Below are 16,493 nucleotides of genomic sequence, written 5' to 3'. Positions count from 1 at the left end.
GACTTTTTCACGTCACTGCAAGCCTACAAGTGGCAACACCGCGTCTCAAACAGCGCTGTCTTCGGCCCGTCGAAGCCGGAACCGACGCACGAAGCTCAAGACGGCGGTTCGAACGAAGAACGTGGCCGGATTCGACTACTCCTCGACGACAATCGTACCGACCATGCCCTGCTGTTCGTGCGGGATACAGAGATACTCGTACTCGCCGGCGACCTCGAAGGTGTGGCTGTAGGTCTCGCGCCCTTTGATGAGTCCACCGAGGGAGTTCGAGTACGCGTTGCGGGCGGTTTCTTCGTCTTCGAAGCCGCCACTGGCGAAGAACTCGGCACCCTCGGGGAGGGTGCCCTCGTAGGCGGTGACCGTGTGGCCGCGCGAACTCGTGTTTCGCCACACGACTTCGTCACCGACTTCGACGGTCACGGTCGGCGGGTCGAACGCGGTGGCGGTCATTCCGACGTCGAAATCGTCACCGGACGCCAGCGAGGTCGAACAGCCGGAAAGGCTCGCAGTCACCACCGTCCCGGTCGCCGCAAGGAATCGACGCCGCGTCTGACGACCGTCTGAGGACCCATCGTCTCGCATACCCGCCCCTCGGGACGCGACCGATATATGTCGCATGGTTCGTCCGCCGAACCCGCGGGAGGCAGGAAGAACGTAAGAGCGAAAGGGCAGGTACGCAATCGCATCGGTATGAAACCCCGATTCGTCGGTCGGTTAGGCCCCGCCGACGTGGTTACTGCCGGAAATGCGGCACTCGGGTTCGTCGCTGCGGTCCTGACCGCAATTGATGTTCGCCTCGCGGCCAAGGCGATTCTCCTCGCTGCGATGGCCGACGGTCTCGACGGCGTCATCGCCCGACGCTACGGCGGGACCGACGCAGGTCCGTATCTCGACTCTCTCGCGGACGTGGCTTCGTTCGGCGTCGCCCCGGCGCTCCTTGTCGTCTCTGTCGTCCGCGAAATGTGGGGCTTCGACCGACTTCGAGTCGTCGCCGGTGTCGCCGTTGCGGCGCTGTTTGTAGCGGCGGCCGTCATTCGCTTGGCACTCTACACGGCCTACGACAGCGGGAGCGACGAGACGGTCGGCGTTCCGACGACGCTTGCGGCCACCATCCTCTCCGCCGGCGTTCTGGTCGGGTTCGTCGACCCGATGCTGCTCGTTGTTCTCTCGGCGGTCATGGCTGCGCTGATGCTCTCTGATGTGACGTACCCTGACCTCCACGCACAGGATGCGCTCGTGATGGGCGTCGTGCAAGGACTCGCTATCGTCCTCTCAGGGAATCTCGGCGAGGGATTCGCGTTTGGACTGCTGTTCTTGGCACTCGGCTATCTGTTCTTAGGGCCGCGATTCTACTGGGGCTAAGTCGCGGTTACCCGTCTAAAACGCGTTTCGAGTCGGCTTACATCCCCATGTCCGCCGCATCCTCCGGAATCGGGAGGTCGTGCGGCGAGACATCGAGAAGTTCTGCGGCGTGGTCGAGCGCCATGTCGAAACCGTAGTAGCGTTCTAACTCGTCGCCGTCGACGGTCGGTCGTACTTTCAGCATCGCATAGCCGTCGATGTTCTGTGCCACGGCGGCGGTTCGGCCCTCGCGGTCGAATTCGAGGACGCGTTCGGAATCGGTGACGTAGTACCGCGCGGTGATGCCGTCAGCAGTCGCCTCCTGCTCACTCATAGCCGTCGCTAAGAACCGGGGTGTGTCTAATGTACCGGTTCTATCGAGGACCGATTGTACGAGTCCCAGATTTAGAACGAAAGTGACGTGTCCCTCCTTCGAGGAACAGGAGGTATGTGGTTTCAGAGCGGCCGTCGGCGCGACCTCTGCGCCATCCTCTACGATGCGGGTGAACTCCGGGGACAGAAGGTAAAGACGCGATTAGAGCGCTACTACGACGTCCGTATCGACCCACAGTCGTTCTACGCGACGCTCGACGCGCTCGTGGATGCGGGCCACCTCGAACGGCGAACCGAAGGGATACACGACGTGTACGGACTCACCGATGCAGGAGCAAGCCGGGTCGAATCGTACTACGCGTGGCTCACAGAACGCGTGGAAAATAACGAGAGACGGACGACCGACGCGGGCGACCGACCCCTCGACTGACGACGCTTACTTCTGTAACCAGTCCCCGATGGTGTTGCGGAGAATCTCGCTCGTGCCCTCGTAGATTTCGTTGAGCTTTGCGTCACGGTAGTAGCGCTCGGCCGCGAAGTCCTTGGTGTAGCCGTAGCCGCCGTGAATCTGGATGCCCTCGTTGGCGACTTCGCGGCTAATCTCGCTGGCGTAGAGTTTCGCCTGTGCGGCCTCCTTGATGAACGTCTCGTCGCGAATCTTCAGGTCCGCGGCCTTGTGCATGAGAAGCTTCGCCGCCTGCACCTTCGTGTCCATGTCGGCGAGTTTGTGCTTGATTGCCTGGAAGTCGCCGATAGGCTGGTCGAACTGCTCGCGCTCGCCGGCGTACTTCACGGCGTCGTCGAGGGCCGCGCGTGCAATACCGATGGAGCGCGCCGCGATGGTGATTCGCCCACCGTTGAGCGTCTTCAGCGCTTGCACGAACCCGTCTCCCTCGTCGCCGAGAAGGCGGTCTGCAGGGATGCGCATGTCGTCGAAGCGGAGTTCGGCGGTCGGACAGCCTTTGTCGCCGAGTTTGTGCTCCGTTCCTTCGACGATGAATCCGTCGTCTTCCTCGGGCCGGACGACGAACGAGGAGATACCCTTGTTCCCTGCGTCGGGGTCGGTCTTGGCGAAGACGATGACGGTGTCAGCGACGGAGCCGTTCGAAATCCAGAGCTTGCCCCCGTTGACGACGTACTCATCGCCGTCTTTCACCGCGGTCGTCTCCATCGCGGGAACGTCACTGCCCGCGCCCGGTTCGGAGAGTGCGAACGCGCCGATGTCGGTTCCTTCGTTGACTGGCGTGAGGTACGTCTGTTTCTGGTCTTCGTTGCCGAACTCGTAGAGCATGTTGCCCGCGAGGCTCGTGTGCGCCGCGACGATGGTTCCGAGACCGCCGGAGCCGCGAGAAATCTCTTCGAGCCCGATGGCGTAGGAGTGATAGTCGAGTCCAGCACCGCCGTACTTCTCGGGGAACGGCATGCCCATCAACCCGAGTTCGCCCATCTCGCGGACGAGGTCCGCGGGGAACTCGTCGGTTTCGTCGATTTCCGCCGCACGAGGCTTGACCTCCTCGTCGACGAACTCTGAAACCATATCCTTGATTTGTTTTTGCTCCGCAGTGAGCGCAAAGTCCATACCTGGTTCTTTCATTGACTATGCTTATGATTTTCTCCTGCGGCGTTTCGAGGTGTACCCCACGAGACTTTTTATCCCCCCTTCCATAATACCGGTACGCTCGAATGTCTCGACACGCCGATGCCCGGCCACCGGCAACTGATGACGACCTCGATTGGTGTCACGATGCAGTTCAGGGGGTCTCCCGCACCTTCGCCCTCACTGTGGATGTCCTCGACGAACCGATGGCATCTCACATCTGTATCGGCTATCTCCTCTGTCGAATCGCCGACACCGTCGAGGATTCGTCATCTATCGCCTCCGACGAGCAGGCCCGCCTCCTCCGACTCTACGACTGCGCACTCGACCCCGACGACGACACCAACGTCGAGGAATTCGTTACTGCGGTGCAGCCGCATCTCCCTCCAGAGGACGAACAGTCCGACGACTGGATGGTCGTCGCCAACACCACCCGCGTCTTCCGGACGTTCGAAGCCCTCCCGACCGATGTCCGCGAGGCGGTTACGCCGCCGGTTCGGGAACTGGTTTCGGGAATGGCGATGTTCGTCGAACGCTACTCGAAGACGGGCGGTCTTCGCATCCAGTCACGTGAAGAACTCGAAGAGTACTGCTACTACGCTGCCGGGACCGTCGGCAACCTCATCACGAACCTCGTGACGCGGGGGAACGTCGACAGCGAGCGACGCTCGCTCCTCTACGACACCGCCGAGGAGTTCGGACTGCTCCTCCAACTCGTGAACATCGCAAAGGACGTACACGACGATTACACATCGGAAAACAACGTCTACCTTCCCGCAGAATGGCTCGAAGACGTTGGCGTCCCACAAGAGGAAGTCATCAATCCAGAACACAACGACCAGACGGCATCGGTTGTGCAGCGAACCGCAACCCACGCCAAGTCGTTCCTCGACGACGCACAGACGTATCTGGAGACGGTTCCCCTCCGCGAGGGTAACACGCTCGCCGCGTGGGCGATTCCGTTCCTCCTCGCGGTCGGAACCCTCCGCGAACTCGTTGCCAACCCCGAACACGCGGTGACGGGCGAGGGCGTCAAGGTATCGCGCCAAGAGGTGTTCGCTGTCGTCACCGCGATGAACGATGCTGGGTCCGACTCGCTCGCGGAGATGCGGGAGGTCATCTCCCGGCAGCCGTTCCATCGCGCGGCGACCAACGCCGACTGAAGGCTATCGAAGACCGTCTGTTCGACCCGCCAGGAATCGCTTTTTCCATCGCGTACATCGATTCGCTTTCGACTGGTTACCGGCGGTTCGGCTCCCTGTTACTGGCAGTTCGGCTCCCTGTTACTGACGGTTCGGCACCCCGCTACTTGACGGGTCGTCCCACCCCTGTCGTCGCACGACGGGCGCAGTTTGGGAGGATTTTTAGTAACCCGACTATAACGGGGGCCTATGAGTACCGAAGAAGCACACGACGACCACGGCCACCACCTGCCGGCGGTTCAGGACTGGCCGCGCGGCTTCGGCGAGGCGAGCTGGTGGCCGTTCGTCACCGCCGTCGGGGGCGCAGGCATCTACACCGGTGCCGGTCTGTACGTCATGGGACAGGACGGAATCGTCGGGCAGATGCTCGGACCCGCCGTATTCATCGGCAGCATATTCCTCTTCCTGGCCGGTATCTACGGCTGGTTGTACCACGCCTTCGTGAGCCACTTCTGGTCGCGCGATGCAAGCCAGAAGAGCGCGTCGAAGCTTCGATGGGGAATGATTGCGTTCCTCGGGTCCGAACTCGCGACGTTCGGTGCCCTGTTCACGTACTACTTCTTCATCCGCGCAGGCACATGGCCACCACAAGAACTTCCACATCTAACCGGGTCGCTGGTGATCGCCAACACAGCACTGCTGATTGCGTCCAGTTTCACGCTCCACTGGGCGCACGTGGCTATCCGTAACGAGAACCGCCGGAACTTCATCCTCGGTCTCGCCGTCACCCTGCTTCTCGGTGTCATCTTCATCGGGGGACAGGTGTACGAGTACTACGAGTTCATCGTCCACACGGACTTCACAATCACCACGGGCATCTTCGGGTCGGCGTTCTACGGTCTCACCGGGCTTCACGGACTCCACGTGTCCCTCGGTGCGGCCCTCCTCGGTATCGTCTTCGTCCGCGCACTTCGCGGTCAGTACTCCGCCGAGCGCCACGTCTCCGTGAGCACGGCCTCCATGTACTGGCACTTCGTGGACGCGGTCTGGATCTTCCTCGTCGTCGTCCTGTACGTCGGCGCAGAAGTCGGCGCGTAATCGACGCGTAGCAGTTCGCAGACAAGGCCGCGACCGATTCTTTTTATATGACTGCTCCGAGACCCACTGGTGCCGGCGCGTCCTGACGGGGGATGGCTGCGAGCGTCCACTGCCATGGGTTGTTCGGACCGCTGCCCCCGAACGAATTGGACGTGTCTGGCTTCTAGACTGGTGGCATCCGTGTTGTCGCCGTACGTACTGTTCCCGGTGAGCGTCGCCACCGATAGTATCTCTCGATAATAAGCATAAGCCGCTCCCACCGACGGCGTACGCACGTCACCCGAACTGTTCGTTGAACTGGTAGATATCCTCGTCGACGCCGGCGACGATGAGGTCGTCCTGTTCCTCGACGCGGAAGTCAGGGCTGATTTCGGTCACGAGTGTGCCGTCTCGCTCCACGGCGATGACAGTACAGTTGGTTCGGGCGCGCACATCAGCCTCGACAAGCGACTGACCAACGAGATTCGGTGCGTGGGTCCGGACGATTTCGATCTGCGATTGCGGCGCGATGACTTCCTCGTCGAGGACCGTCGAGGCGAGCATCCGGCCCGCGACGGTCGAAAGCGCGAGGACGTAGTCGGCCCCCGCACGGTAGAGTTTCGCGATGCTCCCGGTCTCATTCGCCCTCGCGATGACTTCCGTCTCCTCCGAGATATGCTCGGAGACGAGCGTGGCGAACACCGCGGTCGTGTCGCTGCTGAGCGCGAGGAGCACGCCGCGGGCCTCCGTGACGTTCGCCGCTGCGAGCGTCTGCGGGTCGGTGATATCTCCGACGACGTCGACGCCGGGTTTGTCCTCCTTGTCGACGATAACGTGGGGGACACCGGCGCTCGCCAGTGTTTCGGCCGCGGTCGACCCGACCTCGCCGTAGCCTGCGACGATAACAGTTCCCCGACGAAAGCGACGCGCCGACGAACGCGTGAGTCCACGGAGTTCTTCGAGCTGTTTCTCCCGACCGACGACCAGTAGAATTGTGTGTTCGTCGATAACGGCGTTCGGGGCGGGCGGTGAGACGAACTCCCCCGAGAACCACGCCCCGATAACGTTGACACCGGTCGTTCGGCCGATACCGCTTTCGGCTATCGTCTTCCCCTCGACGGGGCTTTCGCGCTGGACGAGAAGTTCCGCGACCTCGAAGTCCTCGCCGATTTCGATGGCGTCACCGAGGTCCGAAGAGATGGATGTGGTTGCCTTCCCGGCGAGACTCTCACCGAGGAGTCGGCGCGGCGAGACGACCTGATCGGCACCGGCGTAGTGGTGGTAATCCATGACGCGTGGGTCTTCGATGAGGCTGACGACCCGAGCGTCCGGTGCGGCCTGCTTCGCGGCGAGGATGATACTCGCGTTCGTCTCGTCGTCGTCGTCGGCGACGATAGCGAGCGCATCCGGCGCATTCGCGGCTTCGAGCGATTCGACGGATTCGGGGTCGCCGTGGACGACTTCGTATTCTTGTCCGTGGAGTTCTTCGGCGAGGTCGCGGTCCGATTCGAGGATGACGTAGGGAACGCCCATCGAGTCGAGTTCGTCGACGAGGGCGTCCCCTCTGGGCGTGAACGTACAGATGACGACGTGGTCGGTTAGGTCGGACGCCGTCGGCGGTGCCGTCCGAAGGGCGTCCTCCACGAGTGGAACGAGAAACAGCGGGAGCGTGAGGAAGACGGTGGTGACGCCCGTGAGTTGCATCAGGATAGACAGTATCTGAAGCGGTGGCGAGTCCTCCAGGAACGCCGCCTGCTCACCGTATCCGGTCGTCGTGAACGTCTCGACGACGTGGTGCATTGCACCGAGAAACGTCACGTCTCCTCCGACGAACTGCCCCACCGCCCACCGATAGATGAAGGCGTACGTGAGCATCAAGAGCGCCGCGCCCGCGAGATAACGGCCGAGACGCCGTTTGGCCTTCGACAACCCGGGGCCGTCGCCGGTAATCGACATACTCCCGCTATGTACGCCGGTGTCTAAAAAGGGACTCGACCGGTACAGATATCATGAGTCGTCGCCGAGACGCCGCGCTCGCAGTTGTGGTGCTGATTCCTGTCGCGGCGGGTCTATAGTAGCGTTTGCAAGTCATTGCACACCCGATCGAACGTTGTCGTGCGATCGGATGTGTCACCAGTTGCAAACGCTACTATAGCTGTTTTTCGTCCGAGGTTCTCCCTCTCGTTGGCGCTCACGGGTATCCTCGGCACCCTCGGTCTCGAAGTAGTGTTGTCGCTGAAACAGCCACTGGTCCGTGCGATGTGGGACGAGACGGCGGTTCAGGCTGCCGCTGTCGGTGCAGCGATTATCGCGGTCGCAGTGAGCGTCGCGGTCGTCGGGCCGAGCATACTGGTCGTTGTTTTCTTCGGTACCGTCACCTACCTTCTGTTGCTCTCGGCCGTCGAATTCCGAGCCCGGCGAACCGCGGACTCGAACGACTCGTGATACATGACCTACGACCGGTGGCCTGTGACCTGCGGTCGGTGACCCGTCACCAGTGACCTGCGACTCGCGGCTCGCGCCCGTAAACGCATCATGTGGGCAATATTTATCCTCCGACCGGGCGCCATTGTGCGTATGAACACCACGGCACGTGCAGTCGTCGCCGAGTGTGCGGCGGCGCTGGTGACGAAAGCACTGCTTGGTGGGTCGTATCTCGGTCTCGACGCATGGGTTGATGGAGAATACAAACGGCTCACGCTCGACCAGCCCGATGGCTCGCTTGGCATCGTCCCCGGAGGTGACCGATGAGCTTCTTGGCTGACCTCCGTCGCGGCCGTTACGCCGAACTCGCGCTGGTCGTCGCCACGATAATCGGTCTCGTGGCCGCGTTCGTCCACTGGGCAGGTCTCATTCTCGGTGGTGTGTTGGTCGGCATCCTCGCCACCTCCGTCCGCCGAGCAGTCCCGCAGGGACTCACCTTCGGCGGGGTGGCGGTCGCACTCCACATCGGCATGGTCTGGTGGCAGGGGGAACTGGATGCGCTCTTTGCGATGGAAACCATCTTCGCACTGACCGTCGCTATCGGATTTGTACTGCCGATGCTCGCGGCTGTTGGGGCACGCGCGCTGGTCGGCGATGTCTGAGCAGTCGTTCTCGTCCGCGTCTTCGGTATCGGCACCCTCAGAGGGGACGCGACAAACCCGAAATCGAGTTCTCGCAAGCGGTGTCGTCGCTGTCGCGGGGACGGTGAGTGTTGGCTGGGTTCTCGCAACCGGCACGGGAGCGACTGTCGCCATCGCATGGACTGCCCTCGCGCTGGCCGTCGTCGCGGGGCTTTGGGGATACACGTACGTGCACGCGCCAGAGAACGCAAGCAGTGGAGAGACGTCTGTACACAACAACAGCGGAGAGACACCCGTATACAACAGTCTTGGACTCCCGACCGCGGTGACGCTCTTTCGGGGAGTTGTCGTCGCAGGCGTCAGTGGAATCGCAGGCGTCAGTGGAATCGCAGGCGTCACCGTTCTCGGCGCAACCACCCCTGTGTGGGCGTGGGCCGCAGCACTCGGCTACGGGGTCGTTGCCGCGCTCGATTCCGTCGACGGGTCTCTCGCCCGCCGCCTCGGTCGCGTCACCCGTCTCGGAGGCCGCCTCGACACCGCCGTCGACGCCTTCGGTCTCCTCGCAGCACCCCTTGCTGGTGTCGCCCTCGGCGAATTGGCGTGGTGGTATCTCTCGGTTGGCGCGGCGCGGTACGTCTTCGTCGCCGGCCTGTGGTGGCGCGAGCGAACCGACAAACCAACGTTCGACCTCCCACCACGAACCTCCCGCCGCGTCCTCGCCGGACTCCAGATGGCGGTCGTCCCGGTCGCGCTGGCACCCGGCGTCTTTGATTCGTGGATGCCGCTCGTCACCGGTGTCGCGGCGGGCGGCCTACTCCTCGGATTTGGACGAGACTGGCTGTACGTCTCCGGGCGATTACGACCTGTGGATGCTGGCAGTCAGGTGACTTCTGTCGAGAACTAGTTAGTTGGACGAGGGAGAGCCAGCGAGCAAGGGGAGCCAGCGGGTGAGAGGAGACGGCGAGCGGGTCTTATTCAAGTTGGGCAAGCACGTCGACGTTGTGTGCGATGTACGCCAACTCGTCGGATGCCAACTGTCCGTGTCGTGCTTTGAGCCAGTGGTCGAGCGTCTCGTCGTCGACGCGGTCGGATTCGATGACTGACTCCTCGACGAACCCGAGAATACGGTCGAGGAAGACCCGTTCGTCGTCGTCGTGTGGCGGGTGGACGACCCAGTCGGACCCGCCGGCGGCGACGACCGGCGCGCCGAGTGACGGAAGGACCGAAAAGAGGTCGGAACCAGTGTCCGGGCCTGCCCGCTCGTCGCCGCGCATCGTCTCGTGGTAGGCGGCAATAATCTCGTCGTCGGCCTCGTGTGCGGGGCGGAACGAGGTTCGGCCGTCGAACGTAACGGGCGCGTAGAGAATTCCTTCGTCAGTCAACCGCGAGAGGAGCGATTCGACGGCGCGACGAAGCGGGAGGATGTCGACGACCGCGTGCGCGATGACGAGGTCGATGGCTTTCGGGAGGACCGTCATCGCCTCGAAGAGGTCACTCGTCACGTAGGTAAGCGAGACGCGTCGGCCGTGTCGCTCGATTCTGAAGCCGTCGGTCGTTGGCTCGGCCGTCCAGCCAGCGCCGTGGGACCACTCGGCGAAGGCGGCCGCCGCCTGGTCGGCCATGCCCTGCTTTCGGTCGACCATGATGTACTTAATCTCGTCGTGCGCGTCGAAGACGCCCCACGAGAGGAGTCTGCGGCACATCGAACCGGTTCCAGACCCGACGGAGACGACACGGAGCGGTTCGTCCGGATGCGACTCGGCGCGCTCCTCGAGCAAGTCGATGAGGTGCGCGAGCGTCGGCCGGTGGAGTGCGCGGTCGTCCACCGTTTCCTTCGCATGGAGATAGCGGACGAACTGTTCGTCGTGTCTAGTCACGCACGACTCGTCACGGCCGGATGGTATAATCGTTCGCCCGAGTTGTCCCGTTACCCCACCCAATCTCGTTCGACCGGGTCCCCGAATCCTCGTTTATCGGCCGAAACTGTCAATACAGAACACAAAAATGTAGTATGAATGGACTATTCGCTCGTTTCGCCCGGAAAGTATTTGATTCGCTTCCGGTGATGTAACCCCAAATGGATAGCGAGATTATTGACGCGGTGACTGGGTGGGACTCCGCACCTACGGACCGAGGATACGGGGGCCTCCGGTCACTCGCAGACGACGGCTTCACAGGCGCCGTCGTAGCCGGCATGACGTGGGGCTTCATGCTCAACGGTCGTCTCCTCGGTGTATTCGACGGGGACATAGCCGACTTCGACGGCGAATCGTTCGAGGCCCATCGCGCGCCTGACTCATCGTTGCCACTGCTCTATGCGATGCAAGAAACCGGCGGCGACATCCGCGCGCAATACTACACGGAAGAGACACCGCTGAGCGACGCGGACGGAACGCTCTCGGCGGGTGGCTTCACCGGCTACGTCGAACTCTCCGAGAACGTCCTTTCCGGCGACTACTACATCGTCTACCACGGGGGGAAATCGATGAGCGCCGCCTTCGTCGGAAACAGCAAGCGTCTCATTACGGGCGATGAGGCGTTGGAACGGGCAACCGACGAGATTGGTATCTACAAGGTCTTCGACGTCGACATCGACCTCGTCGAGATTCCGGACGACGGAATCGACGACTCGGCAGCGAGTGACGACGAATCGACTGACGTTGCTGCCGGCGCTGGCAGTGCCGCCGCTGCCGCCGGGACTGAGCACGACTCGGACGCGCCTGCCGAGGCCGAACCCGACGAACCACCGACTGACGACGCTGTCAGAGACACCTCGCAAACAGCGGAGCGCGGCGGAGACGCCACCGCCGCTTCGGCTGAACCGGCAACGACAGAAACAACCGGAACGACCGAATCCGCCGACGAGACGGACGGGTCGGCTCCGAGGGGAGCGAACGAGACGCCGTCCACGGCACAGGGACAGTCCGAGGACTCGTCGACGACTGAGGCATCGGCGAACTCGGAACACCGTACGGCAGAGACTGACGCCGAGCCATCGACTGAGGCGAGTGAGTCGGGCGAGGACTCACCGTCTGCACCCGCAACCGGGGCGTCCGACGCGGACTCCACGTCGAAGAACGGCGAGACTGCGCCCGACCCGCTCGCAGAGGGCGGAGCACCGGGCGACGATGTATTCTCGGCCGAAGCAGAGTGGCGGAACGCCCGTTCGATTCCCTCGCTTGACCCCCGCGATGCGAAAGGGGAGTCCGTCGGTGACCGACCGGGCACGCCGCGACGTGGGAAACAATCCACGAAGCAGGCGACCCGGCCGCGACCACCGCAAAAGCAGGAGTCGAAGCAGCCGAAACAGCGGAAGCGGACGTCCGAGCAAACGAGTACCGAGCAAGGACAACCCAACGCGGTCGACCCCAAAGAGGCGAACCCGGTGAAGGAGAAACTGTCCGCGCTGGAGTCCGAACGCGACCGACTCGAATCCGAACGCGACGCGCTTCGGAACGAGCGCGATGAACACCGCGCCCGTGCGGAAGAACTCGAAGACCGCGTGGCCGAACTCGAATCCGAGGTCGACCGGCTTCGAGCCGAGCTGGAAGAAGCCGGCATCAAGTCGGCGGACCGGTCGATGTCGCCCGACGAGGCGCTACGGGGAACGAACCTGTTCGTCCGCTACGCCCGGAAAGGAGAGGCGACACTGGAGAAGGCACACGCCGGACAGGCAAGCCGCGAGGAGGTCGTCGAGAACCTCCGTCTCGAACACCACACGACGTTCGACACCGAAGGACTCGGCATCGAAGGGCAACCGTACGAGGAGTTCCTCCACGAGACACCCGAATACGGCTTCGCCAAGTGGGTTGTCACTGACTTACTCTACGAAATCGGCGAAACGGACAACCGGTCGAGCCTCGCCGGCGTCTTCGACTCGATTCCGAAAGCCGACCGTATCGAACTCTACGGAACCGTTTCGGTTCCAATCGGCGAGGGTGAGACGGAGCCGCGACAGTTCGATGTTATCGTCCGCGACCAGATGGGTGAACCGCTGTTCGTCGCGAACCTCAACGACTCTCGCGACCCGGCCACCCAGCCGATGGTCACGCAACTCATCAAGGATTCGAAGGCTGTCGCCGACGCGAAAGAGACGCTCGGGTCGGCGTTCGTGGTCACGAAGAGCTTCTTCGAACCCGAAGCCCTCGAAGCGGCCACCGCCGAAACCGGCGGCGGTCTCCTGAGTCGGTCGAAGCGCAAGAGCTTCGTCAAACTCTCGCGCAAGCAGGGGTACCACCTCTGTCTGGTCGAAGCACGAAGCGGCGAGTTCCACCTGAACGTGCCCGACTTGTAGAACCACACCGGCGAATTCGCCGCACCTCCAAATTCTGACTGGGTCGTCGCCGCATTGTGACGTTCGGGGACAACACCTGAGTCTGCCTCGAACTGAGTCGGTTTCGTATCTTATCAGTATTATTAAAATCGAACGGTCCGGAGTGGCGACCAGTGAAGCGGTCTCCGTCGTCGTATCTCGCTGTACTCGGGGTCGGACTCGTCGCGGTGGCAGCCGTCGTCACGTCCTCGCACCCGCTGTACGCGGTCGTCGTCCTCTCCTGGCTCGACCTGACCACGTCGCTGGTTCGGCGGACGTGCCAGACGTTGTTCGCCGCGCCTCGGGAGACGGTTTCGCCGACCGGGGCCGCTCCCGCGCCAGAAGGCGGGAACTCGACGCTGTCGCCGTACGAGCAGGGGTTTTTCCGCTTCTTCTCGGCGAAAGTCGGGTCCGTCACCGTGGCCGACCGGCTGCCACCGGTGTCGCTCCACAACGTGCGGCCCTTCGTGAACGTCGTCTTCCTCTCGCTGTTCTTTTTTATCCCGGTGGCGGCCGTCGGGGTGTCGTCGAAAGTCGTCTCGTCGCCGGTGTTCGACGAGTTCTGGTCGCGGCCAACGCCGCTGATTCTCGCCGCGGGCACGCTCGCTTCCGCCGCGAAACACGGACTCCTCGTTCGGAACCACGCGCGCTCGGAGTGGCCGACCGCAGGGGCCGTCGCACCGCGGTGGCGTTTCGGGTTGTGGATGCTGTACTGGGTCCCGCTGTGGTTCCTCACCGCCCTGCACGCGACGGGTCCCGAAGTGGGTGACCTCCTGACGCTCGTTGCGGGGCTCGTCGTTGTCGGGCGAACGGTCCGCGACATTCGCTCGTTTGGCGACGCGGCTGGGGCGACGGAATCGACTCGGTCGTCCGCGAATACGACTGACTCGGCGTCGTCGACGGTCTCCTCGCTTCCGAGCGGCGAACCGTGCTCGACGATTCGGCCGAACCGACGCGCCGTCCGGCTCGCGGGCGCGGTGGACAGCCTCCTGCCGTTCGGCAACGCCGCGAGCAGTTTTCGTCGGGTCGAAGGACAGTACGCCATCGCAGTCGTGCTGTTGGTCGGCGTCCCGCTCGTCGGTCACGAGGTCTGGGGAATCACGTCGCTCCCGCTTCTCGGTGCGGCGACCGTGGCGACGCTCGGCGCGTACATCGGCGTCGTCGCACTCATCGGCGTCGTTCACTTTGAACTGGCGTTCGGCGCGCTCGAATACCGATTGTCCGACGACGAACTCGTCGCCTATGACCGCCGCCTCGACGCCGTCCAGTGGTGCGTTCCGCTCGACGCTATCCGTGACGCGACCGCCGAGAGGGCGCTGTTCGACAGTCCGCCGGCGACGGACGCAGCGATGGTCGCACTCGACCGGACGGACGATGCTGCGGAGACGGAGCCGTACCGTTTTTACTGCCATTCGCTCGCATTCGTCGACGAACCGGAGCGAGTTGCCGAGCGGCTCACTTCGATTCGAAGCGGTCCCGAGGAGGGTCAGAATGCGAGCGACGCGCACGCACAACGTCCCGTCTCGACGTGAGACATGGAAACGGCTCTCACCGAGAGTACGCTGCATACGCGACGAAGAGAGATGTAGCTAACGCGGCCGGATCGAAGACGTGCCCGGTGAGACTCGTCGTACGAAACAGGATAGAACGACCGCGCGTATCGGAGATTAGTTTTCGACTTCAGCCGCTTCTTCGATTTTCATCGATTCGAGCTTGTTGACAATCTCGTCGAGCTTGTCGTCAAGTTCGTCGACGAATTCCTGTGTCCGCTCGGTCGTAATCGCACCCTGGCTGGAGGGCTCGATAAGGTTCTCTTCTTCGAGAACGCGAAGGGAATACCGAACTTTGTGGTGCGGATAACCCGTCTCGTTGGACATCTTGACGATGCCAATCGGCTCACTCTCGATGACCATCTTCAGAACCTGCAGATGGCGCTCCAACATATCAACTTCTTTCTCAAGTCGGTCTATCATGCCATTTGTTAACTCTTCTTGGTAGGCTTTAAGCCTTACCCTCCGAGACGGCGAATAATGAGATAGCCCGACCTTGTCGAGGGCACTAATTAACCGTTGTGTTATCCGTCGTCACGTTAATGCGTGTTTATGGCAGTATTGGTCCTATCAATTAACAACATATGCACGAACGTGAGTCTGTTTCCGGGCGCGACCGTAATCTGTTTAGTGCGGCGCGGGGAACGGCCGACGTATGACTGTTACCATCGTCGGTTCGCAACTCGGCGACGAGGGCAAAGGCGCGCTCGTCGACCTCTGGGGCGGCGACGCTGATATCGTCGTTCGATACCAAGGCGGCGACAACGCCGGACACACGGTCGTCGAAGACGGCGAGGAGTACAAGCTTTCGCTCGTCCCGAGCGGGGCCGTCCGCGGCAAGGTCGGCGTGCTCGGAAACGGCTGTGTCATCAATCCCCGGACGCTCTTTTCCGAAATTGACGACCTCCGTGAGCAGGGTCTCGACCCCGACGTGCGCCTCGCAAAGCGCGCGCACGTGATTATGCCGTATCACCGCCGCCTCGACAACATCGAGGAGGAAGCGAAGGCCGACTCGGACCTGACCGTCGGCACGACCGGACGCGGCATCGGCCCCACCTACGAGGACAAGGTGGGCCGCCGCGGTATCCGCGTCGGCGACCTCTTGGACCCCGAGGTACTCCGCCAGCGACTGGAGTACGTCGTTCCGCAGAAGCGAGCGCTCATCGAAGACGTGTACGGTCTCGAAGCAGGCGACGAGTGTGATATCGAAGCACTCGTCGACGAGTACACCGAGTTCGGCCGTCGCCTCCGCGAAGACGACATGACGGTCAACTGTGGCGACTTCCTCGCCGAGCGGCGCGAATCCGGCGAGAACGTGATGTTCGAGGGCGCACAGGGAACGCTCATCGACATCGACCACGGGAGCTACCCGTACGTGACCTCCTCGAACCCGACGGCAGGCGGTGCGTCCACCGGCTCCGGTCTCGGACCGACCGTCGTCGGACAGGGTGAAGTCGTCGGCATCGTCAAGGCGTATCTCTCGCGCGTTGGCGAGGGACCGATGCCGACCGAACTGAAAGACAACGACCACGACGAGGAACTCGCCGACTTCATCCGCGAGAAAGGCGGCGAGTTCGGTACCGTCACCGGTCGCCCGCGCCGTATCGGCTGGCTCGACATCCCGATGCTCCGCCACGCCGCGCGCGCAAGCGGCTTCACCGGCATCGCCGTCAACCACCTCGACGTGCTCGCCGGACTGGACGAAATCAAGGTCGGCCACGCCTACGAACTCGACGGCGAAGAGCGCCTGACCATGCCCGCGACGACCGAACGCTGGGCCGAATGCGAACCCGTCCTAAAGGAGTTCGAACCGTGGCCGGAAGTCGACTGGGCCGAAGTCGCCGAGGAAGGCTACGACGCCATCCCGGACGCTGCACAGGACTACCTCGACTACATCTCCGACGAACTCGATGTGCCGGTCTACGCCGTCGGCATCGGCCCGGACCGCGAACAGACGGTCCACCTCGCGAACCCGTTCGACGAGTAATTACACACACGACCGAGACGAGTTCGACCCCCGGTCGCTGACTCGACGGCGTCGAACCCGTACGCTTTTACTTCGCGCAATCTACCATC

The 16,493-nt window shown here is 62.7% G+C and carries 17 protein-coding genes; 11 read left to right on the top strand and 6 right to left on the bottom strand.

The window, feature by feature from the left end:
- Positions 1 to 135: 135 nt before the first annotated feature.
- Entirely contained in the window at positions 136 to 582 is a 447-nt protein-coding gene (locus HFX_RS05620) for a cupredoxin domain-containing protein (protein WP_004572517.1), read from the bottom strand.
- A 108-nt stretch (positions 583 to 690) separates the two neighbouring features.
- On the opposite strand from HFX_RS05620, the gene HFX_RS05615 reads away from it, so the two are divergent.
- Positions 691 to 1,362 carry a protein sorting system archaetidylserine synthase gene (locus HFX_RS05615; protein WP_004572518.1) on the top strand — a complete coding sequence of 224 codons (672 nt, stop codon included), beginning with the start codon at positions 691 to 693 and terminating at the stop codon, positions 1,360 to 1,362.
- 37 nt (positions 1,363 to 1,399) lie between these two features.
- Here HFX_RS05615 and HFX_RS05610 read toward each other — a convergent pair whose 3' ends face one another.
- The gene (locus HFX_RS05610; RefSeq protein ID WP_004572519.1) at positions 1,400 to 1,675 is read right to left on the bottom strand and encodes a DUF7111 family protein; all 276 of its coding nucleotides are present in this window, start codon (positions 1,673 to 1,675) and stop codon (positions 1,400 to 1,402) included.
- Between the two features lie 114 nt (positions 1,676 to 1,789).
- Here HFX_RS05610 and HFX_RS05605 point away from each other — a divergent pair, with 114 nt between their 5' ends.
- Entirely contained in the window at positions 1,790 to 2,104 is a 315-nt protein-coding gene (locus HFX_RS05605; protein WP_004572520.1) for a hypothetical protein, read from the top strand.
- A 6-nt stretch (positions 2,105 to 2,110) separates the two neighbouring features.
- Here HFX_RS05605 and HFX_RS05600 read toward each other — a convergent pair whose 3' ends face one another.
- Positions 2,111 to 3,253: an acyl-CoA dehydrogenase gene (locus HFX_RS05600; protein WP_004572521.1), complete on the bottom strand. Its 1,143-nt coding sequence runs from the start codon at positions 3,251 to 3,253 to the stop codon at positions 2,111 to 2,113.
- A 104-nt stretch (positions 3,254 to 3,357) separates the two neighbouring features.
- Between HFX_RS05600 and HFX_RS05595 the strand changes: the two genes are divergently transcribed.
- Positions 3,358 to 4,434, top strand: a complete 1,077-nt coding sequence (locus tag HFX_RS05595; protein WP_004572522.1) for a phytoene/squalene synthase family protein — start codon at positions 3,358 to 3,360, stop codon at positions 4,432 to 4,434.
- 228 nt (positions 4,435 to 4,662) lie between these two features.
- Positions 4,663 to 5,511 carry a cytochrome c oxidase subunit 3 gene (locus HFX_RS05590; RefSeq protein ID WP_004572523.1) on the top strand — a complete coding sequence of 283 codons (849 nt, stop codon included), beginning with the start codon at positions 4,663 to 4,665 and terminating at the stop codon, positions 5,509 to 5,511.
- 276 nt (positions 5,512 to 5,787) lie between these two features.
- Here the strand turns inward: HFX_RS05590 and HFX_RS05585 are convergent, their stop codons facing one another.
- Positions 5,788 to 7,446, bottom strand: coding sequence for a potassium channel family protein (locus HFX_RS05585; protein ID WP_004572524.1), 1,659 nt, complete (start codon positions 7,444 to 7,446; stop codon positions 5,788 to 5,790).
- A 228-nt stretch (positions 7,447 to 7,674) separates the two neighbouring features.
- On the opposite strand from HFX_RS05585, the gene HFX_RS05580 reads away from it, so the two are divergent.
- The 4 genes from HFX_RS05580 (at position 7,675) to HFX_RS05570 (ending at position 9,459) form a co-directional block, all read left to right on the top strand.
- Entirely contained in the window at positions 7,675 to 7,935 is a 261-nt protein-coding gene (locus HFX_RS05580) for a hypothetical protein (RefSeq protein ID WP_004572525.1), read from the top strand.
- A 132-nt stretch (positions 7,936 to 8,067) separates the two neighbouring features.
- A complete protein-coding gene (locus tag HFX_RS19990) occupies positions 8,068 to 8,241 on the top strand; it encodes a hypothetical protein (protein WP_004572526.1) in 174 nt (57 codons plus the stop codon).
- Positions 8,238 to 8,576, top strand: a complete 339-nt coding sequence (locus HFX_RS05575; RefSeq protein WP_004572527.1) for a hypothetical protein — start codon at positions 8,238 to 8,240, stop codon at positions 8,574 to 8,576. The genes HFX_RS19990 and HFX_RS05575 overlap by 4 nt, the downstream gene beginning before the upstream one ends.
- Entirely contained in the window at positions 8,569 to 9,459 is an 891-nt protein-coding gene (locus tag HFX_RS05570) for a CDP-alcohol phosphatidyltransferase family protein (RefSeq protein ID WP_004572528.1), read from the top strand. The genes HFX_RS05575 and HFX_RS05570 overlap by 8 nt, the downstream gene beginning before the upstream one ends.
- Positions 9,460 to 9,526: 67 nt before the next feature.
- On the opposite strand, the gene HFX_RS05565 is transcribed toward HFX_RS05570, so the two are convergent.
- On the bottom strand, positions 9,527 to 10,432 hold the full coding sequence (locus HFX_RS05565) for a hypothetical protein (RefSeq protein WP_004572529.1): 906 nt from the start codon (positions 10,430 to 10,432) through the stop codon (positions 9,527 to 9,529).
- Positions 10,433 to 10,632: 200 nt separating this feature from the next.
- Between HFX_RS05565 and HFX_RS05560 the strand changes: the two genes are divergently transcribed.
- Both HFX_RS05560 and HFX_RS05555 read left to right on the top strand, forming a co-directional pair.
- A complete protein-coding gene (locus tag HFX_RS05560; RefSeq protein WP_004572530.1) occupies positions 10,633 to 12,849 on the top strand; it encodes a DUF7527 domain-containing protein in 2,217 nt (738 codons plus the stop codon).
- Between the two features lie 152 nt (positions 12,850 to 13,001).
- The gene (locus HFX_RS05555; protein WP_004572531.1) at positions 13,002 to 14,399 is read left to right on the top strand and encodes a hypothetical protein; all 1,398 of its coding nucleotides are present in this window, start codon (positions 13,002 to 13,004) and stop codon (positions 14,397 to 14,399) included.
- Between the two features lie 135 nt (positions 14,400 to 14,534).
- On the opposite strand, the gene HFX_RS05550 is transcribed toward HFX_RS05555, so the two are convergent.
- Positions 14,535 to 14,840: a hypothetical protein gene (locus tag HFX_RS05550; protein WP_004572532.1), complete on the bottom strand. Its 306-nt coding sequence runs from the start codon at positions 14,838 to 14,840 to the stop codon at positions 14,535 to 14,537.
- A gap of 232 nt (positions 14,841 to 15,072) precedes the next feature.
- On the opposite strand from HFX_RS05550, the gene HFX_RS05545 reads away from it, so the two are divergent.
- Positions 15,073 to 16,404 (top strand): adenylosuccinate synthase, encoded by a 1,332-nt coding sequence (locus HFX_RS05545; protein ID WP_004572533.1) that lies wholly within the window; start codon positions 15,073 to 15,075, stop codon positions 16,402 to 16,404.
- Positions 16,405 to 16,493: the final 89 nt, after the last annotated feature.

Source organism: Haloferax mediterranei ATCC 33500, assembly GCF_000306765.2.
Lineage (GTDB): Archaea > Halobacteriota > Halobacteria > Halobacteriales > Haloferacaceae > Haloferax > Haloferax mediterranei.
Note: the sequence above shows the minus strand (reverse complement) of the source record. Positions and strands in the feature narration are given on the sequence as shown.